A 24,022-nucleotide genomic window follows, 5' to 3' on the forward strand; every position below is an offset into this window, starting at 1 on the left:
AAAGAAATTTTGGTGGTGCCGATATGAGATTCTATATTGTAATTATGCTGCAATTGATGATTTGGAGTGGGTACACGTTAATTGAATGGCTTTCCAAACATGACCAACTTGTTTACAAAGTAATGATGTTTTTTGTCTTTTTTTATTTATCATTTTATATCGGGAATACGATTACAAAATCATCACGTCAGGCCATTTTTATAACAGCTTTAAGCCTAATTATTTATAGTTCCTTTCATTATACATTGACGCATTTTCATTATTAACAGGATCATTAAAATAAGCCGAAATTAAATCAAGCTTATCTTTACCTAGGAAGTTATGTAAAAGAAAAAACTCCCGAATAATGGGAGTAGTGAAGTTTGTCTTTTAGCTAATTAGAATTTATATCCCTAAATTCTGCTAGCGCATATGGGCAACTACGCCTAATCATCGCCCTTAGGGGCTCGCCAATCGGCGAGTTTTCTTTATTTTCGTGGATTGTAATACATGATTCTACCGTTAAAAAGATGAAGTTCACCTTGTAATTTCTTTGCAAGAAACTTCGAAAATTCATTTGCTTTACATTTATCTGCAAATGTAGATTCTTCAGGTAATGTAATTTGCAAATAAGTTTGCTCTTTTTCCTCACCATTCTCCAAACGAATCATTTCTGAGTCAACACCTACTATAATAGCAAAATAGCGGTCTTGAACAGCAGATAAATAAAACCATTTTCCTTTAGCTTCATTCTTTTCTTTCAATTCGTAAGGAAATGACATATTTTCGTATTCCCAATTTACTTGATCACCTGTTTTTGAAGTTATTTCTTTGTAATAATGAAAGAGCTCCTTCACTTCATCAACTGAAATTGTTTGTTTTATAGATGAAGGAACAAGCTTAATATAGGCATTGTTTGCCATGATTATTTCCCCCTTTCTTGCACCGGTATAATATCCTATTCTATTCTAGCATTGGAAAAATAAGAATGACAACCATTACAATGAAATATGTTCTTGTATTTGTCTAAAATTAGAAGTCAATAATACTAAGTACCGAATTTGCTTAGACTTCTCACATTCCTCCCTTAGATCCATTATTTCCCGAATAAACACAAATGAGTAGGCAGGCCCTTATAGGTCCTGTTTTTAACCTTGAAATAGGATTAAATGCTCAATAAAACTTAAATATGTTATACAAATTAGGCTTGAAATAATCAATGTGTTATATTATTATAGAGTTAAAGGTAATTAAACGCTTCCAAGCGTAAATTCATCTAACTAAGAAAAGAGGATTGAGAAGATGGGTACACTCGTATGTCAATCTTGCGACTCTACAATTGATCATTTTGAAGATGAAAAAGTAACTGTTCTTTATTCTAAATGTCATTGCTGTGATGGTAATCATTCAGAAGAAAATGAAAAATAAATAAATTACAAAAAGCAGGACTCCTAAATAGGAATCCTGCTTTTTTTTTTAGCTAACCAGAGAATTTATATCCATAAATTCTGGTTAGCGTATAAGGGCAACCACGCCTCTGGAGGCGTGCTAATTGGCAAGTTTGCTTTATTTAATTGCTTTATATTCTTTTATAACATGAATAGTTTTAATTTCATCGTCCTCTGGCCCTTGGACTGGAAGACCCACTTCAAGGTTTTTGCGAATATAGTGAAGGTTTTCCTTTGTGATAATTTCCCCTGGGATGAAAATAGGGATACCAGGAGGATAAACCATAATAAATTCAGCAATAATTCTGCCTTCGGATTCCTCAAAAGGAATAGTCTCTGTTTCAGAGTAGAAGGCATCTCTAGGAGTTAAAGCAAGAATAGGAATATCAGGAAGCATAACTTGTAATGGTTCGACTTTTTCAGCCCGATGTTCGCACTCATCAGCTAAGTCTTCTAATGCTTTTACTAAAAGATTGCCTTCGTTTTCCGTATCACCAAGTGATACAATGCAAAGAATATTATAAAGATCTGATAATTCTACCTCAATATTATGCTTCTCTCTTAACCATTTTTCCACTTCAAATCCTGTTAAGCCTAAATCTTTAACACTAATAATAAGCTTGGTTGGATCGTATCCGTAGGTTGCTTTCGACCCTAAAATCTCTTTACCGACACAATATAAATGATCAATATTATTAATCCTTTTTCGAATGGATTGTGCTAAATTAATTGTCTTATCAATTAATTCGCGTCCTTCTGTTGCGAGTCGTCTACGTGCAACATCTAGAGATGCGAGCAATAAATAGGATGTTGAAGTTGTTGTCAGCATACTGATAATTGATTGTACCCTTTTAGCAGAAACAAGACCTTCCTTCACATTAAGAACGGAGCTTTGTGTCATGGAACCTCCAAGTTTATGAACACTTGTTGCGGCCATATCGGCACCTGCCTGCATGGCTGAAAGTGGGAGGTCTTCATGAAAATGAATATGCACTCCATGTGCTTCATCAACAAGAACAGGAACATTATAAGAATGGGAAAGCTCGACAATTTTCTTTAAATCAGCTGAAATACCAAAGTATGTTGGATTAATAACAAGAACCCCTTTTGCATCAGGGTGCTGCTTTAATGCTCTTTCAACTGAATCCGTTGTAATCCCGTGTGAGATTCCTAACTTTTCATCAATTTCAGGATGAATAAACACAGGAATGGCACCTGAAAAGACAATCGCAGACATAACAGATTTATGAACATTTCTTGGCACAATTATTTTATCATCTGGTCCACAAACTGCCATAACCATAGTCATAATGGCGCCGCTTGTTCCTTGCACAGAAAAGAATGTATGATCGGCACCGAATGCTTCAGCCGCTAAATCCTGGGCCTGTTTAATGATACCCTTAGGCTGATGTAAATCATCTAATGGAGCGATATTGATTAAATCAATGGATAAAGCATTATCCCCAATGAACGTTCTGAATTCCGGATCAATCCCGGCTCCTTTTTTATGTCCAGGAATATGAAATTGGATTGGATCCTTTTTGGCATGTTTTACTAATCCGCTAAATAACGGTGTTTTATTTTGAGACAATTTTTCCACGCACCTCTTTATTTAAAAATAAATCATTTTAATACATTAACGATAAAAAGTCATAAAACATTTGAATTATAGCACTATTAACCTACTTTGCATAGGGATATGTCTTGTAATATAAAACCACTTCCGGATTAGTTTCTCTACTTAACAGGAAATTTAACCTTTAAGCACGAATTTACAATAAAAACATTCTTTCAGGGGGATAAAAAGATGAACTGGGAAACGCGTGTAAGCAAATTATTGAATATTCAATTTCCAATTATACAAGGAGGGCTCGCCCATCTTGCTTATTCTGAACTAGCAGCAGCGGTGTCAAATGCTGGTGGGCTTGGTCAAATAACGGCCATGTCTCTAGAAAGTCCAGAAATGCTTCGTGAAGAAATCAAAAAAGTAAGGCGCCTAACCTCTTATCCATTTGGTGTTAATTTTTCAATTGGTCAGCATGGAAGGTCCTATAGCGATTTCTTACAAGTAGCAATAGAAGAAAATGTTCCTGCGATTTCAATGACCGGTGGAAATCCCGCACCTATTTTCGAACAATTAAAGGGAACAAAAATAAAAAAATTAGTTCTTGTTGCAGCAGCAAGGCAAGCTATTAAAGCTGAGGAGCTTGGCGCGGACGCTGTAATGGTGGTAGGACAGGAGGGTGGAGGACACTTAGGGAGACATGATGTAGGAACAATGATTCTAATTCCTAAAGTGGTTGACTCTGTTTCAATTCCAGTAATCGCTTCAGGAGGAATTGGTGATGGTAGAGGACTAATGGCTGCCATGTGTTTAGGGGCTGAAGGGATTGAGATGGGCACGAGATTCATCGCAACAAAGGAATGTGTTCATGCAAATGAAGCCTATAAGCAAAGACTTGTTGGAGGCACGGAATCTGACACTGTCGTTATAAAACGAACGCTAGGAGCCCCTGCACGAGCGATTGCGAATAAATGGACTGAACAAATCCTTGAAATTGAAAAAAATGGGGGAGGATTTGATCAACTCAAACCATTCATAAGTGGACAAGCGAACAAACAATATATTTACGAGGGAAATGAAGAAAATGGGTTTGGATGGGCTGGTCAAGTAATGGGATTAATTAATGATGTACCGACTGTTTCTGAATTATTGAAGAGAATGTTTACAGAATCAGATCAAATACGTGAAAAATGGGGAATTTAAAGATATGATATTGAGTTAGTTGGTTAAATGAAGGCAGGTGAATAAAAATGGAATATCAGTACCCGATTGATTATCATTGGTCCACAGATGAGATTGTTGAGGTTATTGGTTTTTTTGAGGCAATCGAAAGGGCATATGAAAAAGGGATTGACCGTGAGGAACTACTTTCAATATATCGTCGCTTTAAGGAAATTGTCCCAAGCAAAGCGGAAGAAAAGAAATTATGCGCGGAGTTTGAAGAAATGAGTGGGTATTCCTCTTATCGTACAATCAAGGCTGCGAAAGAAGCAGATTCACATGCATTGATATCGATGAAGAAGTAAAGTAGGCTCCCGGAGGTACACTCCGGGAGCCACTTGCTTACAAGGAATTAGTTATTTTAGCTAAGGGTATCAATATGTTAAAAACATGATCTATCTTCTTAAGCAAGACGGAGGGCTCCATTTTAACCGCGATATTCCGGTCAATTTGATAGCCACACAAAATTTCAGCCTTTTTTGTTGTTTGTAAATTTTTAAAAAAGGAAAGTAATTCTGTTTTTGATAATTGACTTTGTGGAATTGCTCTAGGATTTGTATGATCAGTAGACCAAACAAAATCATCTGGGATTTCAGAATAGATTTGATCTATTTGACTCTCTAATCTCTTCCCGATTTCTTGTTTGTTTGGTGATTCATAAATAACAGCAAACCAAATAAATAAATGTGTACCCCAAAGGCCGATCTGAAAATGGGGTAGCATTTTATAGCCACGATGATTGTTGGCAAATGCGACCCATGTGTCTATAGGTGGGTTTTTAGTCCGCCGTGCATGTTTGGCAACATGTGCAAATATTTCATCGCCTGTTAAAGTGGCTAATATAGGCGCATAGTAATGACCCAAACTTTCAAGCTTAGGCCGAATCCTCTCTTTTAGTGCTTCCATTCTAGCCTCTAATCCATCTATGGAAAATACATCAAAATCATCGTTTGAAAAACCCGTAAAATTCATAGCAACCTCCTACCAGCCATTTTGTTCATTATTGTAGCATAGCAGCAAGTGTTCCAGAAATTTATTGCTTATTGTTCTTAGGTAATAACACATATTAGTTGCAACATTGCGAGGTAAATCATACTATAATAGTAAAAATAGTAAGAAAAATCAGTCTTTTAGAAAGGAGTGTATGTACCTTGAAACAAGTAATAAACACTACTCGCAAGCATGCCAAGGAAAAAGAGAGGGCTGCCACGTTAAAATTAGAAATGGATTACGAACTTGCAACATTATTTGAGGCTTTGGAAAATAGCAACGAGGAAAAGATATTGGAATGTAAAATAAAATTGGATACAATTCGCTTAGAATTAATGAGCCTAAATGCATTATAAGTGACGAAAGTATTTTAGTTTTTAAGGAGCAACATAAAAAAATGAACAAACAAAGAAATATTAATATTTTAGGATAAAACGAACTCCCATTACGCAGAATGAGGGAGTTCGTTTATATTTTGTCCAAAAGTAATGGACTAATGGTAAAAAACTGGTCAAGTTGGGTAGGTTAAAAGTTGATGATCTCTGACTTTTTTTATAAGCTTATGGTAAGAATTATCTTTTGATAAAAGATTTTACATAAATGGTACAGATATTTTTTTACTGGGGGACTTGGTATGGATTGGGAAAGTATTGATACTTATGCAAAAAAATGGGTTAAAGAAGCAGGGCAAATGATTCGTGCTTCCTTTGATAAAACCTTGAATATTCAAACAAAGTCAGACCCTAATGATCTGGTCACAAATATCGATCAGGAGATAGAACAATTTTTTATATCTAAAATTAGAGAAATATTCCCTAACCATAGAATATTAGGTGAAGAGGGGTTCGGTGACGAACTAACAAGTTCAAAAGGAATCGTTTGGTTGATTGACCCTATTGATGGGACGATGAATTTCATTCACCAACAACGAAATTTTGCCATTTCCTTAGGAATTTATGAGGGTGGTGTTGGGAAAATTGGTCTTGTTTACGATGTTGTTCATGATGAACTGTACCATGCAATAAGTGGAAAAGGTGCATACATGAATGATAAACAGTTACTACCACTAAAAGAAGTAGGTGTAAAAGAATCAATTATTGCTTTAAATGCAACTTGGGTGTTGGAGAATGAAAGAATTGATCATCAGTTGCTTATTCCACTTGTGAAGGAAGCAAGGGGTACAAGATCATATGGTAGTGCTGCATTGGAAATAATTTTCGTTGCTACCGGAAGAGTTGATGCTTATATTTCCTTAAGACTTTCCCCATGGGATTTTGCCGCTGGAGCTGTCATTCTTGAAGAATTAGGTGGAATCGTGACTAATTTAAGAGGAGAAAAGCTTGATTATCTTTCTAAAGATTCACTACTTGTTGCAAAACCTGGCTTGCACGAAATAATTTTAAAGGAATATCTTAAGGAAGGTAAATGGTGATTATAAAATAAGAAGCCCGGAATTTTTTCTCCAGGCTTCTTTTTAAAGTTCTCCGTTTTCTCGCATTTTTTTCTTATTTTTGAATCCAAATCCCATTATTATAATTAATGCCACAATACAGCTAATTACCCCAATTACGCTCTTTTCAGCTATCGCCATACCAATTCCCATCATACTTACAGCTGAAAGTATGGCAAAGACGAGTGAGATCCATTTTATACCTTTCATTTTCATCCCCCTTAGTATCGATACCTTTACACATGAATGAAATTTGGCAAAGTATTCTTTAATTTTTATTGTACACCAAAAAGCTTTTAGGTTTCTACCATTATATATGGTATAATGTTTTAGTTGTAAATGAGACAATATATATATATAACCTCAACAGAATATAAATAGGAGTGGAACTTTTTTGAAAATAAGAGAAGATATACGCAATATCGCCATTATTGCTCACGTTGACCATGGCAAAACAACTTTGGTTGACCAGTTGTTAAAGCAATCTGGAACCTTTCGTTCAAACGAGCATGTTGAAGAACGTGCAATGGATTCAAATGATTTAGAAAGAGAACGCGGAATTACAATATTGGCTAAAAACACAGCTATTCAATATAAAGACACAAGAATTAACATTTTAGATACGCCAGGACACGCCGATTTTGGTGGTGAAGTAGAGCGTATTATGAAAATGGTTGATGGTGTTTTACTTGTTGTGGATGCATATGAGGGATGTATGCCTCAAACACGCTTTGTTCTTAAAAAAGCATTAGAACAAAATTTAACACCAATTGTTGTTGTTAATAAAATTGACCGTGACGCTGCTCGTCCAGCAGGAGTAATTGATGAAGTATTAGACTTATTTATTGAACTAGGTGCAAATGAAGATCAACTTGAGTTCCCAGTTATTTATGCTTCAGCTATAAATGGTACTGCAAGTACAGATCCTGAAAAACAGGATGAAAATATGCAATCATTATATGAAGCAATCGTTGAGCACATTCCAGCTCCAGTTGATAATCGGGATGAACCGCTTCAATTCCAAGTAGCGTTGCTTGATTATAATGATTATGTTGGAAGAATAGGAATCGGGCGGGTATTTCGCGGAACTATGCATGTAGGACAACAGGTAGCCTTAATGAAGTTAGATGGTTCAGTTAAACAATTCCGTGTAACAAAGATCTTCGGTTTCTTTGGTTTGAAACGTCAGGAAATTGACGAAGCAGTTGCTGGTGATTTAATTGCTGTTTCCGGTATGGAAGATATAAATGTTGGTGAAACTGTTTGTCCATTTGAAAATCAAGATGCTTTGCCAATTCTAAGAATTGACGAACCAACTTTACAAATGACCTTCCTTGTAAACAACAGTCCGTTTGCTGGTAGAGAAGGAAAGTATTTAACTTCACGGAAAATTGAAGAAAGACTTCGCTCTCAACTTCAAACAGATGTTAGCTTACGTGTTGAAGATACAGATTCACCAGATGCATGGATTGTTTCTGGACGCGGAGAACTACATTTATCTATCCTTATCGAAAACATGCGCCGTGAGGGGTATGAGCTACAGGTTTCAAAGCCTGAGGTTATCGTTAGAGTTATCGATGGTGTTCGTAGTGAACCAATTGAAAGAGTACAAATTGATGTCCCTGAAGAACATACTGGTTCAGTAATGGAATCAATTGGTGCACGTAAAGGCGAAATGTTGGATATGATTAATAATGGATCTGGCCAAGTTCGCTTAATTTTCAATGTACCTGCCAGGGGGTTAATCGGTTATACGACTGAGTTCTTAACCTTAACACGCGGTTATGGGATTATTAATCACACATTTGACAGCTATCAGCCAATGCTTCAGGGACAAGTAGGCGGAAGACACCAAGGTGTACTTGTATCTATGGAGTCAGGAAAAGCTTCCACATATGGTATTATGCAGGTTGAAGATCGTGGAACGATTTTCGTTGAACCTGGTACAGAGATTTACGAAGGTATGATTGTTGGAGAAAACACTCGTGAAAATGATATTACTGTTAATATTACAAAAGTAAAACAGGCAACGAATGTTCGTTCTGCTAACAAAGACCAAACATCGGTTATTAAAAAACCACGTATCATGACATTAGAAGAGTCTTTAGAATATCTAAATGATGACGAGTATTGTGAAGTAACACCAGAATCAATCCGCCTTCGCAAAAAGATTCTCGATAAAAATGAGCGGGAAAGATCGGCTAAAAAGAAAAAATATGCGGAGATGAGCTAAGCTTATCTCCAAGCTTTTGATGAAGGAGGTCAAGATGTAAAATGAATATTACTGAACGGCTTTCGTTTTTTGCTGCTCTCTATAAAGTAACCGAGCAGCCTAAAGTTGGTATGTGGCTTCTTTATTTAACGATTGTAGCATTATCCATAGTTGTTTATAAACTTGGATTTGCAAAGAAATTGCCGCTCGGAAAATCCATTCTCATTTATATCTTTTTGGCCCTTGGTTGTACGATCATGACATTCTTCGGGATTTTTCTTCCTATAGCTGAGGGACTATTAGTCGCTGCTATTATTCTTATTATTTATAAGGTTCGGCTTCATCAATCAAAGAAACAACAAGCTGAAGCGAAGTAGGAGGGCTTAATCAATGAAAACATTGCAGGATGCACTTTATAATTGGCTCACTATTAAAATTGTTAGCAATGCCCGTCCAGATGATTCAGCAGCTAGAGAAACAACTGAGCTTTTTGAAGAGATCTTGTTATCGAAATTTGGAGCAACAGATCTGAAGATTACGAAAGATAAGACACTGTATCGTGTTTCTTATAAACATGAAGGCGAAGTTAAAGAAAATCGCTTTCCGATCGTATTAGCTGATTTTACACTTGAACAGATAAACGAAAACCCAGAAAGATATGTAAATTATCCTGTTGAAGATTAAGAAAAACCCCTCATGTCTTGGACTTTTTACTTCAGGGGTGTAATAATAAAAATGCACACGAGATTTCACATATGAAATCTCGTGTGCATTTTTTTTTAGGTGACATCAGCTATAAAAATAGTATTTAGGAAAATATCCTAGTTATAATTTTTTTGCTAATTATTATGTGACACCATAATTCAGGTGCGTGGATTATTTTGTATCTCGTGATGGAGATTGTTGTGATTATCTTACCAATCTTCCTTCTCAGTGCGAGTTCGATACAAACGGAAGTTTCCAGTATCAATTCTGGCCTTTGTTTTTTCAGTTATTCGTTTGTAGCATTCATTACATAAGTATGTATGAATAGGGCGATTGCGCAGGCGTTTAGCTAACAATGTTTCGTCTTCAATCGCTTCAATTTTATCACATATAACGCATTTTACTCTCATAAGGCCCCCCAAATCTATAAACATTACTACTTAGTTAAAAGAAATCAATACATAACAGAAAGATGAATGTTTATATTATAATATATCATGCTTCAATTTAGAAAGGTAATTCAAATTCGTATTGTTTGATGTGAAAAATGGTTCGTAGTAAGATGGTGTAAATATTTAAATAAAATAGGGGGTTGGAAAAATGGCAAATCAAGTAGAGAAAAAACTTATAAAGCCTTTATATGATGAATTGCAAAAGGAAAGATTTGTAACAATTTCAACTGTAGATTTTGAAACAGGCGGACCAAACGTCAGTGCGATTTCTTGGGTTCTGGCCAAAAACGAAAATACACTTTATTTTGCGGTTGATAATCGGTCAAGAATTATTCAAAATATTAATCAAAATAAAAAAGTTGTTATTACTATCATTGCAAATGAATCGATTTACTCGATTCAAGGCGATGCAACGGTAAAACTAGAAAAGTTAAATGATGTTCCATTAAAGCTTGCCATGGTTGAAATGGTGATAGAAGAAGTACGCGATGTTATGTTTTATGGTTCTAAAATTGTTAATGACCCAAAATATGAAAAAACATATGATAACGATGCAGCTACACACTTAGACAAACAAGTAATGGATGCAATGAAAAAAGCTTAGTCAATTGACTAGGCCTTTTCTTTTTCACGCCTACATTAAGAGCTAAATAAACTACCTACTTTACTTCTTATAATTAGATTCCTGTTCTTGCTTCTTATCGAGGCTTTTCTTTTCATTTGGTGAAAGTTTTTTCTTCTGATCCTGCATTCCATTTTTGGGAGTAGGGTTAATTAAATCTCCTGGTACCTCGGGCATTAAACGCCCCGCAACATCTGAAAGTTCATTCATTATCCCTTGTATGGGCCTACCTTTTTTTATTTCAGCAGAGATCTCTTTAAGTCTTTGGGTGGTATCTGGATCAGCAACCACAATTGCTTTAGCGCCATATGGATCATTCTTAAGGCTTTCAGCTACTGAATATTTTATTGTGCCGACTTGAGACCTATCGATTTTCGAATTTACATCAATTCCAACAATTGCATATCTCCCTAAAACAACTGCAGTGGCATCATTTACATTCGGAATACTTGATGCAAGCATAACAAGACGTTTGGAGATTTCTTGACCTGATTTCTTATCAACTTTTTGAATATAGCTGTTTTTAACATGAATAAATTGCTGTTTTTCATTTTTCTGGACACCGCTATGGAAATTACATCCTGTTAAAATAGAAAAAATTACAGATATGATAAGGATTTTTTTCATTATGAAATTTACCTCCGTGTTGAAATAGATGTTGGGGCAATAATTTAGACCCCTTCTTGACCATAGTTTCATTTTATTGTGTGGAAGTTCTTCTATCTTTATTCGATTAAACATATATTTTACCAAAGTCCTACCTAGCAATTATTATTTTAAAAGTGTAAAAAAGATCGATATCAGGTAAGCGGGGGGCATAGGTTTGAGTAAAATTTACGTATTAGATACAAACGTCTTGTTACAAGACCCGTATTCTATTTTCACATTTGAAGACAATGAAGTTGTTATTCCGGCAGTGGTTCTTGAAGAAGTGGATTCGAAAAAAAGATATATGGATGAAGTTGGAAGGAATGCGAGACAAGTATCAAGGTTAATTGATAAATTAAGGCTAACCGGAAAATTGCATGAAAAAATTCCTCTTGAAAATGGTGGTACTTTACGAATTGAATTAAATCACCGATCATTTCATGAACTTCAAGAAATCTTTATTGAAAAAACAAATGATAATCGAATTCTGGCTGTAGCAAAAAATTTATTTCAAGAGGAACAAATGAAGGAAAATGGCAAGAAAGTAATCCTAGTTAGCAAAGACACACTTGTTCGGGTAAAGGCTGATGCGATAGGACTTTTCGCTGAGGACTTTTTAAGCGACCGTGTTGTTGAGGCGGATCATATTTATACTGGATTCTTAGAAGTATATTTATCCGTTGATCTATTAAATCGATTTTATGAAATAGGAGAACTTTCACTATCTGAAATTGCTAATCATCCTTTTTATCCTCATCAATTTTTAATTATGAAGGATTCACTTGGAAGTTCCACCTCTGCCCTTGGTATGGTTGATAAAATGGGCAAAAAGGTCAAAAAACTTGGCTTAAATCAGGAATATTTATGGGGAATACATTCAAGAAATGTCCAACAAACGATGGTTATTGAATTATTACTGCGTAAGGATATACCATTAGTCACAATGATTGGAAAAGCAGGTACTGGGAAAACGCTATTAGCACTTGCTGCAGGATTAATGCAAACGGAGGATTTAAAAGAATATAAAAAACTTCTTGTTGCAAGGCCGATTGTACCTGTTGGAAAGGATCTAGGTTTTTTACCAGGGGAAAAGAAAGAAAAGCTTAGACCGTGGATGCAACCAATTTACGATAATCTTGAATTTCTCTTTAATACAAAAAAACCGGGAGAACTTGATGCGATTTTGGCGGGAATGGGGTCGATTGAGGTTGAAGCATTGACCTATATTAGGGGTAGAAGCTTACCTGATCAATACATTATAATTGATGAAGCCCAAAATTTGACAAAGCATGAAGTGAAAACAATTTTAACACGAGTTGGAGAAGGTAGTAAAATTGTGCTAATGGGTGATCCAGAACAAATTGATCATCCATATCTAGATGCCTATAATAATGGCCTGACATATGTTCTAGAAAAGTTTAAAGATCAAACTGTTTCCGGACATGTGAAGCTATTAAAAGGAGAGAGATCGAGTCTAGCAAGATTAGCAGCAGATTTATTATAGTAATAGATTCGATAATAAGATCAAATATTTTTGGCTCATTTATGGGAAACTTACGTTTCACATGAATGAGCCAAAAACTGTAAGATGAACGATATAAAATTTAAAAGTGCCTAAAACACTGGAACAAGTAGCCAAGAGAGGCTAATAACGGAATAGATAATTTTCAAAGTTTAATAAATAAAATTCGAAAATAGGTGCCGAGTGGCTCTTGTCTACTATTTAACAATTAATTCCTTAATATTTTTGATCGGATTGCCTTGGTTTGAGCCATCCCCGAAATAAATATGAATGGGTCCATCGGAACTAAGTGGCTTACCATTTTTAGAAAAACCAAAAATTAAATCGAAAGCTTTCTCTAGTGGTACTTCAATATCACCATCAGAGCTTTTTATTAAAAGAATTTTAGCTTCACTGTTTGGCTCTGCATTGGTAAGAAAAGGTTTAAAAGGGATTCCGAAGGTGCCGGTCAGGACTTTTTCCTTTTCGAATTTTTTCTCACTCTTTAAGGTCGGTGGAGAAATAGCACCTTCCATAATTTCTCTATCCCAATTCTTTGAAATAGCCTTTGTATAACTCTCTAATTCATCAAATGTTTCTTCCTTAGCTTGGAAACAAGTGGTCAAATCGATTCGACGGTCGTCAAAAATCCATACTACTGGATCAAGCGTGATTGAATAATTTACGTTTCCTGTAATCAAAATGATATTTTCCATCTTCATTCCCCCAATTCCATTTACAATTAAAGTATAGCTTGTTTTTAAAAGCTTGTCATTTAGTCTATGTTCCTCTTAATGCTCTTGCATTTTTTGGTGCTAAACGTTAAAATTTAAAGATAAGTTAGGTAATCGCTCTGAAACGGGGGGATCAATGTTGGCGTCTGAAATGATCGTGAACCATCAAGAAGAAGCATATTCTTTATTGCAAGCTGATGCTGAAAAAATCTTAAGACTTATAAAAGTGCAAATGGATAATCTCACGATGCCTCAATGTCCTCTTTATGAAGAGGTATTGGATACACAGATGTTTGGATTATCAAGAGAAATTGATTTCGCAGTTCGTCTTGGTTTAGTAGATGGTGAAACTGGGAAAGCTATTTTAGAAACATTAGAAAGAGAACTTTCTGCACTTCATGAAGCATCAATAAGAAAATAATTCACAAAAACTCAAACATTGATCGGTTTGGGTTTTTTATTTAGTTGTAAATGTAATCTGACTCTGTTGATTTTTGGCTCATTCATATAAAATTTTTGTTTTACACGAATGAGCCAGGAATTATTTTATCAACAAAAAAATTTTTAGTAGAATGTTTAAATAAAAGTACCTTTTCCTCAAGTATTACTAGCAATTTTCTATTATAATAGAATCAATAAAATATAAGATATAATGAGGAAGAGATAAAATTGATAAAGAAAATTCTTAAATCGTACGATTATTCTTTAATTATTGCTATTATCCTTTTGTCTGCTTTCGGTTTAGTTATGGTTTATAGTGCTAGTATGGCTTCCGCGGTTCAGAGGTATGGGGTCACGAGTGATTATTTCTACCAAAGACAAAAGATCTTTATGACCTTAGCTGCTGTTGTCTTTTTAGTCTCCGCCTTATTTCCATACAAAGCTATGAAAAGCAACAAGGTATTAGCTCCAATCGTATTTTTTTCTCTGATAGGGTTGGGTACACTTTTTATTTTTGGACATGTTGCTGGAAACGCACAAAGCTGGTTTAAAATTGGTCCTTTAAGCCTCCAGCCATCGGAATTTGTTAAGCTGTGTGTCATTATTTATTTATCCGCCGTTTATGCAAAAAAACAAAATTATATCAATGAATTTAATAGAGGTGTTGTTCCACCACTTGTTTATCTTGGATTGGTAACGATGTTAATTGCTTTTCAACCCGACTTTGGCACAGCTTTTATTGTTGTGGCAATTGCTGGGACCATAATTTTGTCATCTGGAATGAACTTTAGGAATTTCGCGAAAATTATTATGATTGTACTTATCGTTATTACCCCATTTCTATTTGCTTTAAAAGGCGAAGTGTTTTCGCAAAAACGATCTGATCGATTTTCTGTATTAAAAGATCCCTTTGCTGTTGAACAAACATCTGGATTTCATTTAGCCAATTCTTATATAGCAATAGGCTCTGGTGGGGTAAATGGACTAGGGTTGGGGCGTGGGATTCAAAAGCTTGGCTATTTGCCAGAATCACATACCGATTTTATTATGGCTGTTATTGCAGAAGAATTAGGAGTATGGGGAGTAGGATTTGTTATCCTAACACTAGGATATATCGTCTTAAGAGGAATTTATATTGCATTGAAATGCAAAGACCCTTTTGGGAGTATGTTAGCAATTGGCATCTCAAGCATGATTGGTATTCAGTCTTTTATTAACCTTGCTGGGGTTTCCGGAGTAATCCCGCTTACGGGTGTTCCATTGCCATTTGTTAGCTACGGAGGCTCATCTTTAATTCAGTTGGCAATAGCAACAGGTATACTAGTGAATGTTTCGATGTTTGTAAACTATGAAAAAAAATACAAAAAGAAGCAACCTCAAAAGGAAATGAAAGTAAATCAAAAAGGAAATGTATTTAATTTCCGATCATAGCTGAATAAATGTTCTAAAAAGTTGCCGGTCAAACCTGGCAACTTTTTTTAAAGAATAAAACTGTGAAACAGTTGAAAAACTATATTGTAGAAAAAATAACTAAAGATTTACTCTGTTTTTTTCCAATCTATTTTCCAATCCTATTTTTAAATTATTTGTATTGATAGGCTGTGGATTGTCAATAGTTGTTGATAGAGGATTAGGAGGAAAATAGATGGCTAATTCAAAACTCTTTAGTGAAAGCGCAATTGAAACCGGTGTTCCAATGCTTCATACCAATTCTGAAAAAACTTCTACATTTAAAGACTTTACAGCACTTATAAAGATTGGAATCGTTAATTCCAATCTTATTACCACCTTCACAGGTCTATGGCTAGCACTTCATTTCAAAGGCCAAAGTTTCTCAGAAAATTTAACTATTGCATTTTTCACAATGCTAGGAACTGCTTTTATTATCGCTGGTTCCTGCGTGATTAATAATTATGTTGATCGAGATATTGATCATTTGATGGAAAGGACGAAAAGTAGACCAACTGTTACAGGGAAAATACAGCCTGCTAAGGTTTTAGCTTTGGGGATTCTTTTTATAAGTATAGGAACTCTTTTGTTGTTTTTTACCACTATAACGGCAACCTTAATTGGATTGCTAGGAGTTTTTATCTACGTTTTCCTCTATACATTGTGGTCAAAGCGCCAATTAGTTTCCAATACGATTATTGGAAGCATTTCTGGAGCGGTCCCTCCATTAATTGGTTGGGCTGCAGTTGATGGAAACCTCGATAAAATGGCGTGGTCCTTATTTCTTATTATGTTTATTTGGCAGCCCCCACATTTTTATGCATTGGCAATGAGAAGGGTAAAAGAGTATAAAGATGCCGGTATACCGATGCTGCCGGTTGTAAAGGGATTTAAAACAACAAAAAACAATATGATCGTATGGGTAATCGCACTAGTACCACTTCCATTCCTATTAACATCTTTAGGACTCCCATTTTTAATTCTAGCGACTTCTTTGAATATGGGGTGGCTAGTATTAGGGATATATGGTTACAAGATAAAGGATGATCTTAAATGGCAAAACTTATGTTTGTCTATTCTCTGCACTATTTAACACTTATGTTTGTGGCGATGGTTATAGTTACATTACTGTAAAGTTACATGGAATTCATTTTTAGAAGGTTTCCTTGTCTGCTTTCATTGTTGCTCCCTTTAATGAAATCATCTTTGAAAGAGGAATTTGATTTACCAATGAGATGGCTTGTGAAGTGGCGTTTGGGGCCATTCTTGTTGTATCCATTATTAGGCTAAGGGTTATTAATTGAAAATGTACATTAGTTTAATTACAATTAAGGCTACGTTAAAATAACACTGTTGATTTTTGATGGGTAAAACCTTTATGAAGGAACAGAAAATTGTTTTAACTATATAGTTAAACAGGAGGTGTATTCATGGATTTTACCTTACCAATATTACCTACCATTAGTACTTCATTTATTTTGCTAAGTGCAGTTACAATTGCTATCGGGTGGTGGCAAATAAGCAAAAGAAAAATCGAAGCCCACAAAAAGACGATGATTACCGCCGCTATCTTTGCTCTAATCTTTTTTATTATTTATGCCTCAAGAACGGTATTTATTGGTAATACATCATTTGGCGGACCCAATAATAGTAAGATGTATTATACAATATTTTTAGTATTTCATATCATTCTTGCAACAACTGGCGCTATTTTTGGAATTGTAACCTTGCTTACCGGATTAAAAGGTAAATTTCAAATCCATCGAAAGCTCGGGCCGATTACGAGTGTAATCTGGTTTTTTACAGCGATTACGGGTGTTGTTGTCTATTTATTGCTTTATGTTTTTTATCGTGGTGGAGAAACGACATCAGTAATAAAAGCTATTTTAGGATTTTAAAAAGACCAAAAAAAAAGACGCAGGGCTTCATGCGTCTTTTTCTAATTATAGAGCAAATTTTTCAATTTCAGCTTTTACTTCTTCAAGAATTCTCTTGCAGTTTTTTAGAAGTGCTGGTGGATAGAATTCATCATCCCCATATTCTACACCGTGTGGATAATAGTGTTTACCTAAGAACGGTGTCATCAATTGGATTGTTGCTTTAAAAGTATCAACGTCCCCTTCAATTGAATATCCCTGTACACGAAGGTAGTAGACTCCTTCTTTTAATTCGAATTTACGATCGTATGTAACTCGTTCATAGTCCCATTGCCCTTCACGAACTAAATCATGATCGAGCATAACCTCATCGAGGCGGTTTAAATCTACTTTAAAATTTTCAAAACCAGTATTTTCAAACTTCATACTATTCCCTCCCAAAACATGCCACTAATTTAATAGTGAAAACGCCAACAAATAATGTTTAATTCCAATTTAATAATAGTTGAAAATGTAACAACTTGCAATATGCCTTTAAGATATATCGGTTCGAATAATTTTATATCTTGGGGACATTCTAACATAATGTAAAATCATTTTTATGAGTTGAAGGGAGAAAAAAATGGAAAAAATTCGTGATATTATGACAGATCAGGTTGAATGTTGTTCCTTATTGGATAATGTGTATGAGGTGGCTCTAAAAATGAAAGAATTAAATGTTGGAGTCATTCCCATCGTTGACCAAGAAAAACTTGTTGGTATGATAACTGATCGTGATATCGTATTAAAATGCATTGCAGAAAAACACCCTGCATCATCCAAAGTGGAAAAAATCATGAGCAATGAACTAATAACAATCACTGCCGATGCATCAAGTAAAGACGCTGTTAAATTAATGGCTGATCATCAAATCCGTCGGTTACCTGTTGTTGAGGGTGAAAAATTAATTGGTATCGTGTCTCTCGGTGATTTTGCAGTTCGAGAATTAACAGATGATCAAGCTAAAATAGCTCTTTCAGGAATATCTGAGTCTAATTTTAATGAAATGCGACATTAAATGATTTAAAGTGAATTGAATGGTATGATAAAAACAGGTGCCTATCATGCACCTGTTTTTCAAATTTTTCTGATATTCGTAACAATTCCTATTAAATCGAAAGTTATAGATGATATAATTCTTATATCAATACATATAATTTTAGAAAAAGTAATTGAGAGGGGGGAAGCCTCTGCGCACACTTATTAGAATTCTTATAATTTCTGCCATTTTCCTTACAATTGGTTTGTATGTCAGTGTAAATGATAAAAGTGAAAAGGGTGTATTATTAAAAGATCATTCAACTTCACAAATAAAGGAATTGGCTCAAAAGAAGCAAATAGACCAGCCAACAAAGCCATTAACAGAAAGGCCAAAAGAAGGGCTTTCCTTGTTAATTGGACAAGATGTAATTGAGTTAGAAAAGGGATTTGGAAAACCTGAGCGAATTGACCCAACTATATACGGTTATGAATGGTATATCTATAACGTTGACTATAATCGTTATCTTCAAGTTGGAGTAGAGAAAAATAAAGTTGTGACCGTTTATGTGATTGGGGCAGATTTGGATGTTTCTCCATTTGAAATGGGACAACCAATCGAAGAAATCTTCAATACACAATACATTGATACGAATGTTGATATAAATTTAAATGGAAACTCTTATCGATTTGAGTTAAGCGATACAGATTTAAATATACGTCCCCTTGTTAAATTGGGAAATGTTTATGCGCAGCTCTACATCGATAAATTCACAGGAAATTTATCCAGCGTCCGTTTTTTAGATGCCGAGACTATTATTAAGCAGCGTCCATATGAACTTACCTATCGGGGTGAATTATTGGATGAGGCAAAACCAAGTGAAATTTTATGGAAAAGGGTTGAAGATGGGACAAAAAAGGAAATCTTTGACTTAACAAATGTCCTCCGGCTAAGGCATAAACTTAAGCCGCTAAAGTGGGATGAAAAAACAGCCGAAGTAGCTTATCAGCATAGTAAAGATATGTATCAAAATAACGACTTCTCTCATACATCTAAAAAATATGGAAGTCTTGCAGATCGCTTAAAATCTGCTAAAGTAGTGTATCAATCTGCAGGTGAAAATATTGCGGCCAACTACACTGATGGACCTGCTGTTGTTGAAGGGTGGCTAAATAGTAAGGGTCACCGTGATTCATTACTTAATAAAGACTTTTCTCATTTAGGCGTAGGGGTTTATGAAAAATACTATACCCAAAATTTTGTTCGAAAATGGGAGCAGTGATTAAACGAAGAGAAAGGTGATCATATTTACGGTCACCTTTCTCTTTGATTTGTACGATCTACTTTTTCAAAATTAGCGCAGTAAAATTGTTGGTCTTGCCAACGTCCATAAACACGGATTTCTTCACCGAGTTGAAAGGGCACAATTTTCATGTCATGTGTGATAGGTGAAACCTTTTTGACCGTTATTAATTTAGTTTCTGTTTGAAGTTTGAGCTCTTGAACATAGATATACCGGTTATAATAAAATCTTTGTTTTTCATCAAACATGCTTGTTATTTTTCCCTGAACGATCGCTTCTTGTGGAACTTGTCCAGTTGCAAGCCATTTGATGTCATGTTCCTTCATCTCTTTTTTAGTAAGCCAGAAAAAGTAAATGCATATTATTGGAATAACAATGGCTGTAACCATTTGGTTATTTTCCTCCATCTACTTGTTTTTTTACCACGAAAAAGCTTCCAGTTGCATGAGCAATCTTTTTTCCATCACTACGAAATGCTTCACCTGAAATAACTAACATTGTTTTGCCTTGGTGAATAACTTCTGATCTGCAACGCAGAAAATCGCCAGTACCTGGGGCTACAAAATGAACATTGAGTTGGTTAGTTACCACTCCAAATTCATCTGGTGTTATATGATTGGCTAGGACGCCCATGGCCGTATCAAGGATGGTCGAAGTTAAACCCCCATGAAGCATTCCATACGAATTAGTAAGAAGTGAATTTAAAGGGATAGATATTTCACAAGAATGATCGTCTAACTTTTGCTCCATATGTAGTAATCCCTCGAGATAAGTCCTGTTTTTTCCGACTATTTTCTGATTCAGTCCTTCGATCGCATATGAAAGGATCTCTAAATCTTTCTCAGTACCACCTTCAATATATGTTTCAATTAATTGTGATAATGTATGTTTCATATTAAAACCTCTTTCATGATTATATCTTATGCCATCTTATCATTAAGAAGAGTAACTTTAAATAATTTCATTGCTGTTGAAAAAGGTGCTTGCGGTGTAAATGCCATATCAATTTTACCTATTTTTTTCACCATTTTGCGATTTGAACATATGGTATCATAGGCGATTGTTATATTTGAGGTGAAAGATAATGGCTCAAAAAAAATTGCATCCTTCCGTGTCAAAGTTTAAAGAATTTGTAAGGAATAACCCGAAAATTATTCAAGAAGTTCGGAAAGGAAATGCAACTTGGCAAGAATTATATGAGGACTGGTATTTGTTGGGTGAAGAGGATTCCAGGTGGGATTCGATTGGAAAAGAAAAAATAAGTGAGAATGAAGCTACTCCAGAAAAAAAGACAGATTTAATGGCTTCAATTACAGGCATGATGAAAAAAATGGATCCAAATCAGGTCCAGCACCATATTAATAGTCTAAGCCAGGCGATCGGGGCTATCCAAGGTTTATTAACTCAATTTCAAGGAAGTAACCAGCCGACCAATCAGGTGAAGGAATTGGAAGGTCCAAAGCATCCTTTTTCTTTTAGAAAGGATTAAGAGAAGGGGCTAAAGGAAAATGAGAAGCGAGATTATGGAGTATCTTGAAGGTCAAAAGGAGTTAAAAGAATTTATAAGGGAACAACCATTTTGGTATCGTAAGCTATCTAGAAATCCATATGATTTGCAATCACTTCAAATTGCAAGCTTGCATTATTATAAAAAAACAATTCCTCATAAAGTAGAAAAATTTTCAAATAGTGTTCAGATGGCATCTATGATGCTGAATATGTTTCAGTCAATGAATAGTCAACAGTAAAAGACCCAGAGCAATAGTTAAATGGGTCTTTTTTTGCTAATTAACGAGCCATTTTTAAAGTAGTAATAACGGCAACCATTACTCGAGTAATCCGAGAAACCAACCAAAATAAAATAAGCGGAGATTTTTCGGTTAAATGCAGAATGGAGCTCGTTTCGGGGTGTATGATATGCTCCCCTTAGGTAGACAGATTAAAAAATAAAAATCTGTTTACTCAAGGGGAGTATTTATTTTGTCTAAAAGGTCTTATCCTGTAGAAGAAAAATTGAAGATATTAAGGGCGTGTGAGGAAGATAATTATTCAATTTATAAAATTGCATCTATCTATAAAGTGAACAAATCCACCATTATGGAATGGAAACACAAATTCGATAAAGATGGGATTGATGGCCTAAAAGAATCAACCAGTAAGAAAATGTACTCAAAGGAACTTAAGCTTTCAGCTATTAGAGATTATCAGTCTGGGGAATACTCTCTTCGAGAGATTAGCAGAAAATATGGACTCACTGATAAATCTACACTTAGTAATTGGATCAAGAAGTATAATAGTCATAGAGAAATAAAGGAAACGTCAAAAGAAAGGACGAGCTCTATGACTAAAGGGAGAAAAACTACTTGGGATGAACGGATTCAAATTGTGATTAATTGTTTGGGGAACGGTAAAGATTATCAAAAAACAGCTGAATTACATAATGTTTCTTACCAACAAGTGTATCAATGGGTTAAGAAGTATGAAAATGGTGGAGATGAAGCGCTTAAAGATAATCGTGGAAGGACAAAAGAAGAAGCAGAATTAACTCCAGAAGAGAAAATCAAGATTCAGTTTAAAAAGTTGGAAAGAGAAAATGAACGGTTACGTGCGGAGAATATGTTCTTAAAAAAGTTAGAGGAGATCGAAAGGAGGCGAAAGTAAGTCAAATCCGATTTGAGGATAAGTACATCGCTATTCAGGAGCTTCATGAGAAAGAGAATTTAAGCATTAGTTTACTTTGTGAAATTGCGGGAATTGCACGTTCTGCATACTATAAGTGGCTTAATCGTACTCCTTCTTCCCGAGAAATACTAAATAAAGAAATCATTAAGGAGATGAAAATTCTCCATGAAAAGGTTGATAGTACCTTCGGCTATCGTCAAATGACCCTTCATATGAATAGAAAGTTTGAAGAGAAACTTAATCATAAAAGAATATATCGACTAATGAAAGTAGCTGGCTTACGCTCTGTCATTCGGATCAAGAAAAAACAATATAAAAGCACTACACCTCAACAAGTGGCAGAAAACATATTAAATCGGGAATTTACCGCGGAAAAACCAAATGAAAAATGGGTTACAGATGTAACAGAATTTAAGTATGGCCAATCAAAGAAGGCTTATTTAAGTGCAATTCGTGATCTTTATGATGGATCAATTGTAAGTTATGTTTTAGGACATTCCAATAATAATCAACTTGTATTCAAGACGCTTGACCAAGCTACAGTACTATTAGATGAGGAACATCCACTAATCCATAGTGATCGTGGGTTCCAGTACACTTCAAAAGGATTTAAGCGTAAGATAGACGCGGTAAAGATGACACAAAGTATGTCACGAGTTGGTCGGTGTATTGATAATGGACCAATGGAATCTTTTTGGGGAACACTGAAATGTGAGAAGTATTATTTACATCAATATCAGACATTTGAGGAACTTTCTCTTGCGATAGATGAATACATCCATTTTTATAATTATGATAGATACCAAAAACGATTAAACGGCCTTAGCCCTATGGAATATAGAGCTAAAGCCGCTTAAATCTTTTTTATTATTTCCACTGTCTACTTGACAGGGGGCAGTTCAGTATAAACGGAGGTTTTCCGGTTACGCAATGCAAAGCCCACTATTTTCTCGGTTTTTGAGTCAATAGGCGGAAACTCTCCGTCTATTTATGCTATTTTTAATCCACTTTACTAATTAAGAGGAATTTTTCCGTCTATTAAGAATTCGGACAGGTATCAAATATCAACATTTACCTTTAGTATAGCCTATTGTTTAAAAAATTTATTGTTGCACTTTTTGAATTGTCTCCCCCAGGGCTATTGAATCTTGATCACTTTTCTTGGTTTTTAAAGAGTAAAAAATGGAATGGAGGCGAACAATACAAGCAAAAAGGAGTGTTTAAAATGAAGAATAGAAGCTGGTTTTTTTTCATTAGTATTCTTTTGCTTGGAGTTTTGTCAGGCTTTCAAAGTGATCTACCAAAATCAGATACAATACAAAAGAGTTTACCAATCAAAAATAGTAGTACTTCTATGCAAGAAAGAAGTGTTATTACAGCTAATCAAATACCTACAGAAAAGCAATCGTTATTTGTTCATTACCAAACAAAAGGAAATAATCTATTTGTAGAATGTATTGTAACAGGTATTAGCTTTAGAGAGCTAGATCAATCACAACAAAAGGTGGGAAAAATAATTGTATGGCTTGATGGGAAGAAGAAGCAAGAAGCAGATGCTGCCGCTTTTATCATCAAAGGTCTTACAAATGGAAATCATCAGTTAAAACTTGAAGTAGTAAATTTAAAAAATGAACCATATGGTCTAAGCAAGGAATTTGATATTACTATCCATCAGGATTAGGAAAACTTTCGCAACGGTATCTATTTCATGGTAAAATATGAGATG

General features: G+C 35.0%; 30 protein-coding genes and 1 pseudogene. 21 read left to right on the forward strand and 10 right to left on the reverse strand.

The features are described from left to right. Positions 1 to 23: 23 nt before the first annotated feature. On the forward strand, positions 24 to 266 hold the full coding sequence (locus RCG20_RS17430; protein WP_308181380.1) for a hypothetical protein: 243 nt from the start codon (positions 24 to 26) through the stop codon (positions 264 to 266). 201 nt (positions 267 to 467) lie between these two features. Here RCG20_RS17430 and RCG20_RS17435 read toward each other — a convergent pair whose 3' ends face one another. Then, complete coding sequence (locus RCG20_RS17435; RefSeq protein ID WP_308181381.1) at positions 468 to 902, reverse strand: DUF1885 family protein; 435 nt, start codon at positions 900 to 902, stop codon at positions 468 to 470. A gap of 379 nt (positions 903 to 1,281) precedes the next feature. Between RCG20_RS17435 and RCG20_RS17440 the strand changes: the two genes are divergently transcribed. Continuing rightward, the gene (locus RCG20_RS17440; RefSeq protein ID WP_308181383.1) at positions 1,282 to 1,407 is read left to right on the forward strand and encodes a GapA-binding peptide SR1P; all 126 of its coding nucleotides are present in this window, start codon (positions 1,282 to 1,284) and stop codon (positions 1,405 to 1,407) included. A gap of 138 nt (positions 1,408 to 1,545) precedes the next feature. On the opposite strand, the gene RCG20_RS17445 is transcribed toward RCG20_RS17440, so the two are convergent. Then, positions 1,546 to 3,018, reverse strand: coding sequence for an aminotransferase class I/II-fold pyridoxal phosphate-dependent enzyme (locus tag RCG20_RS17445; protein WP_308181384.1), 1,473 nt, complete (start codon positions 3,016 to 3,018; stop codon positions 1,546 to 1,548). Between the two features lie 216 nt (positions 3,019 to 3,234). Here RCG20_RS17445 and RCG20_RS17450 point away from each other — a divergent pair, with 216 nt between their 5' ends. Together RCG20_RS17450 and RCG20_RS17455 are read left to right on the forward strand one after the other, a co-directional pair. Next, complete coding sequence (locus RCG20_RS17450) at positions 3,235 to 4,194, forward strand: NAD(P)H-dependent flavin oxidoreductase (RefSeq protein ID WP_308181385.1); 960 nt, start codon at positions 3,235 to 3,237, stop codon at positions 4,192 to 4,194. A 47-nt stretch (positions 4,195 to 4,241) separates the two neighbouring features. Beyond that, on the forward strand, positions 4,242 to 4,517 hold the full coding sequence (locus RCG20_RS17455; RefSeq protein WP_308181386.1) for a UPF0223 family protein: 276 nt from the start codon (positions 4,242 to 4,244) through the stop codon (positions 4,515 to 4,517). A gap of 37 nt (positions 4,518 to 4,554) precedes the next feature. Here the strand turns inward: RCG20_RS17455 and RCG20_RS17460 are convergent, their stop codons facing one another. Continuing rightward, entirely contained in the window at positions 4,555 to 5,184 is a 630-nt protein-coding gene (locus RCG20_RS17460; RefSeq protein WP_308181387.1) for a DUF1054 domain-containing protein, read from the reverse strand. 179 nt (positions 5,185 to 5,363) lie between these two features. Here RCG20_RS17460 and RCG20_RS17465 point away from each other — a divergent pair, with 179 nt between their 5' ends. Next, on the forward strand, positions 5,364 to 5,558 hold the full coding sequence (locus RCG20_RS17465) for a hypothetical protein (protein ID WP_308181388.1): 195 nt from the start codon (positions 5,364 to 5,366) through the stop codon (positions 5,556 to 5,558). A 278-nt stretch (positions 5,559 to 5,836) separates the two neighbouring features. Then, complete coding sequence (locus RCG20_RS17470) at positions 5,837 to 6,634, forward strand: inositol monophosphatase family protein (protein ID WP_308181389.1); 798 nt, start codon at positions 5,837 to 5,839, stop codon at positions 6,632 to 6,634. A gap of 42 nt (positions 6,635 to 6,676) precedes the next feature. Here the strand turns inward: RCG20_RS17470 and RCG20_RS17475 are convergent, their stop codons facing one another. After that, entirely contained in the window at positions 6,677 to 6,862 is a 186-nt protein-coding gene (locus tag RCG20_RS17475) for a YlaF family protein (protein WP_308181390.1), read from the reverse strand. A gap of 184 nt (positions 6,863 to 7,046) precedes the next feature. Here RCG20_RS17475 and typA point away from each other — a divergent pair, with 184 nt between their 5' ends. The 3 genes from typA to RCG20_RS17490 are packed head-to-tail and all read left to right on the forward strand — an operon-like array spanning position 7,047 to position 9,548. Then, positions 7,047 to 8,885 (forward strand): translational GTPase TypA, encoded by a 1,839-nt coding sequence (typA, locus tag RCG20_RS17480; protein WP_308181392.1) that lies wholly within the window; start codon positions 7,047 to 7,049, stop codon positions 8,883 to 8,885. Between the two features lie 41 nt (positions 8,886 to 8,926). Then, positions 8,927 to 9,241: a YlaH-like family protein gene (locus tag RCG20_RS17485; protein ID WP_308181393.1), complete on the forward strand. Its 315-nt coding sequence runs from the start codon at positions 8,927 to 8,929 to the stop codon at positions 9,239 to 9,241. Positions 9,242 to 9,254: 13 nt separating this feature from the next. Then, positions 9,255 to 9,548, forward strand: coding sequence for a hypothetical protein (locus tag RCG20_RS17490; protein ID WP_308181395.1), 294 nt, complete (start codon positions 9,255 to 9,257; stop codon positions 9,546 to 9,548). 230 nt (positions 9,549 to 9,778) lie between these two features. On the opposite strand, the gene RCG20_RS17495 is transcribed toward RCG20_RS17490, so the two are convergent. Next, positions 9,779 to 9,979 (reverse strand): YlaI family protein, encoded by a 201-nt coding sequence (locus tag RCG20_RS17495; RefSeq protein ID WP_308181396.1) that lies wholly within the window; start codon positions 9,977 to 9,979, stop codon positions 9,779 to 9,781. A gap of 190 nt (positions 9,980 to 10,169) precedes the next feature. Here RCG20_RS17495 and RCG20_RS17500 point away from each other — a divergent pair, with 190 nt between their 5' ends. Beyond that, positions 10,170 to 10,625: a pyridoxamine 5'-phosphate oxidase family protein gene (locus RCG20_RS17500; RefSeq protein WP_308181397.1), complete on the forward strand. Its 456-nt coding sequence runs from the start codon at positions 10,170 to 10,172 to the stop codon at positions 10,623 to 10,625. Between the two features lie 60 nt (positions 10,626 to 10,685). Here the strand turns inward: RCG20_RS17500 and RCG20_RS17505 are convergent, their stop codons facing one another. Then, a complete protein-coding gene (locus RCG20_RS17505; protein WP_308181398.1) occupies positions 10,686 to 11,270 on the reverse strand; it encodes a YhcN/YlaJ family sporulation lipoprotein in 585 nt (194 codons plus the stop codon). A 196-nt stretch (positions 11,271 to 11,466) separates the two neighbouring features. On the opposite strand from RCG20_RS17505, the gene RCG20_RS17510 reads away from it, so the two are divergent. Next, positions 11,467 to 12,795 (forward strand): PhoH family protein, encoded by a 1,329-nt coding sequence (locus RCG20_RS17510; protein WP_374120485.1) that lies wholly within the window; start codon positions 11,467 to 11,469, stop codon positions 12,793 to 12,795. A gap of 215 nt (positions 12,796 to 13,010) precedes the next feature. On the opposite strand, the gene RCG20_RS17515 is transcribed toward RCG20_RS17510, so the two are convergent. Then, positions 13,011 to 13,508 carry a molybdopterin-binding protein gene (locus tag RCG20_RS17515; RefSeq protein ID WP_308181399.1) on the reverse strand — a complete coding sequence of 166 codons (498 nt, stop codon included), beginning with the start codon at positions 13,506 to 13,508 and terminating at the stop codon, positions 13,011 to 13,013. 157 nt (positions 13,509 to 13,665) lie between these two features. Between RCG20_RS17515 and RCG20_RS17520 the strand changes: the two genes are divergently transcribed. The 4 genes and pseudogenes from RCG20_RS17520 to RCG20_RS17535 all read left to right on the forward strand — a co-directional run bounded on the left by RCG20_RS17520 (position 13,666) and on the right by RCG20_RS17535 (position 17,314). Then, a complete protein-coding gene (locus tag RCG20_RS17520) occupies positions 13,666 to 13,947 on the forward strand; it encodes an Fpa/YlaN family protein (protein ID WP_308184385.1) in 282 nt (93 codons plus the stop codon). 248 nt (positions 13,948 to 14,195) lie between these two features. Next, positions 14,196 to 15,398, forward strand: a complete 1,203-nt coding sequence (locus tag RCG20_RS17525; RefSeq protein WP_308181400.1) for an FtsW/RodA/SpoVE family cell cycle protein — start codon at positions 14,196 to 14,198, stop codon at positions 15,396 to 15,398. 265 nt (positions 15,399 to 15,663) lie between these two features. Next, positions 15,664 to 16,550: pseudogene (cyoE, locus tag RCG20_RS17530) on the forward strand (heme o synthase). 296 nt (positions 16,551 to 16,846) lie between these two features. After that, complete coding sequence (locus RCG20_RS17535) at positions 16,847 to 17,314, forward strand: DUF420 domain-containing protein (protein ID WP_308181401.1); 468 nt, start codon at positions 16,847 to 16,849, stop codon at positions 17,312 to 17,314. A gap of 45 nt (positions 17,315 to 17,359) precedes the next feature. On the opposite strand, the gene RCG20_RS17540 is transcribed toward RCG20_RS17535, so the two are convergent. Further along, positions 17,360 to 17,719, reverse strand: coding sequence for a YugN family protein (locus tag RCG20_RS17540; protein WP_308181402.1), 360 nt, complete (start codon positions 17,717 to 17,719; stop codon positions 17,360 to 17,362). 196 nt (positions 17,720 to 17,915) lie between these two features. Here RCG20_RS17540 and RCG20_RS17545 point away from each other — a divergent pair, with 196 nt between their 5' ends. After that, on the forward strand, positions 17,916 to 18,350 hold the full coding sequence (locus RCG20_RS17545; protein ID WP_308181403.1) for a CBS domain-containing protein: 435 nt from the start codon (positions 17,916 to 17,918) through the stop codon (positions 18,348 to 18,350). A 154-nt stretch (positions 18,351 to 18,504) separates the two neighbouring features. Next, positions 18,505 to 19,593: a CAP domain-containing protein gene (locus RCG20_RS17550; protein WP_308181404.1), complete on the forward strand. Its 1,089-nt coding sequence runs from the start codon at positions 18,505 to 18,507 to the stop codon at positions 19,591 to 19,593. A gap of 32 nt (positions 19,594 to 19,625) precedes the next feature. Here RCG20_RS17550 and RCG20_RS17555 read toward each other — a convergent pair whose 3' ends face one another. Then, positions 19,626 to 20,003 carry a hypothetical protein gene (locus RCG20_RS17555; RefSeq protein WP_308181405.1) on the reverse strand — a complete coding sequence of 126 codons (378 nt, stop codon included), beginning with the start codon at positions 20,001 to 20,003 and terminating at the stop codon, positions 19,626 to 19,628. 4 nt (positions 20,004 to 20,007) lie between these two features. Then, entirely contained in the window at positions 20,008 to 20,508 is a 501-nt protein-coding gene (locus RCG20_RS17560; RefSeq protein WP_308181406.1) for a PaaI family thioesterase, read from the reverse strand. A gap of 190 nt (positions 20,509 to 20,698) precedes the next feature. Here RCG20_RS17560 and RCG20_RS17565 point away from each other — a divergent pair, with 190 nt between their 5' ends. The 4 genes from RCG20_RS17565 (at position 20,699) to RCG20_RS17580 (ending at position 23,977) form a co-directional block, all read left to right on the forward strand. Further along, positions 20,699 to 21,103, forward strand: a complete 405-nt coding sequence (locus tag RCG20_RS17565) for a YlbD family protein (protein WP_308181407.1) — start codon at positions 20,699 to 20,701, stop codon at positions 21,101 to 21,103. Between the two features lie 19 nt (positions 21,104 to 21,122). Continuing rightward, the gene (locus RCG20_RS17570) at positions 21,123 to 21,362 is read left to right on the forward strand and encodes a YlbE-like family protein (protein WP_308181408.1); all 240 of its coding nucleotides are present in this window, start codon (positions 21,123 to 21,125) and stop codon (positions 21,360 to 21,362) included. Positions 21,363 to 21,594: 232 nt separating this feature from the next. Beyond that, a protein-coding gene (locus RCG20_RS17575) for an IS3 family transposase (RefSeq protein WP_308181409.1) occupies positions 21,595 to 23,153 on the forward strand; the annotation gives its coding sequence in 2 pieces (ribosomal slippage) (positions 21,595 to 22,237 and positions 22,237 to 23,153; 1,560 coding nt in all). A 368-nt stretch (positions 23,154 to 23,521) separates the two neighbouring features. Beyond that, positions 23,522 to 23,977, forward strand: coding sequence for a hypothetical protein (locus RCG20_RS17580; RefSeq protein ID WP_308181410.1), 456 nt, complete (start codon positions 23,522 to 23,524; stop codon positions 23,975 to 23,977). Positions 23,978 to 24,022 lie beyond the last annotated feature (45 nt).

Source organism: Neobacillus sp. PS3-40 (genome assembly GCF_030915485.1).
Taxonomy (GTDB): domain Bacteria; phylum Bacillota; class Bacilli; order Bacillales; family Cytobacillaceae; genus JAUZPL01.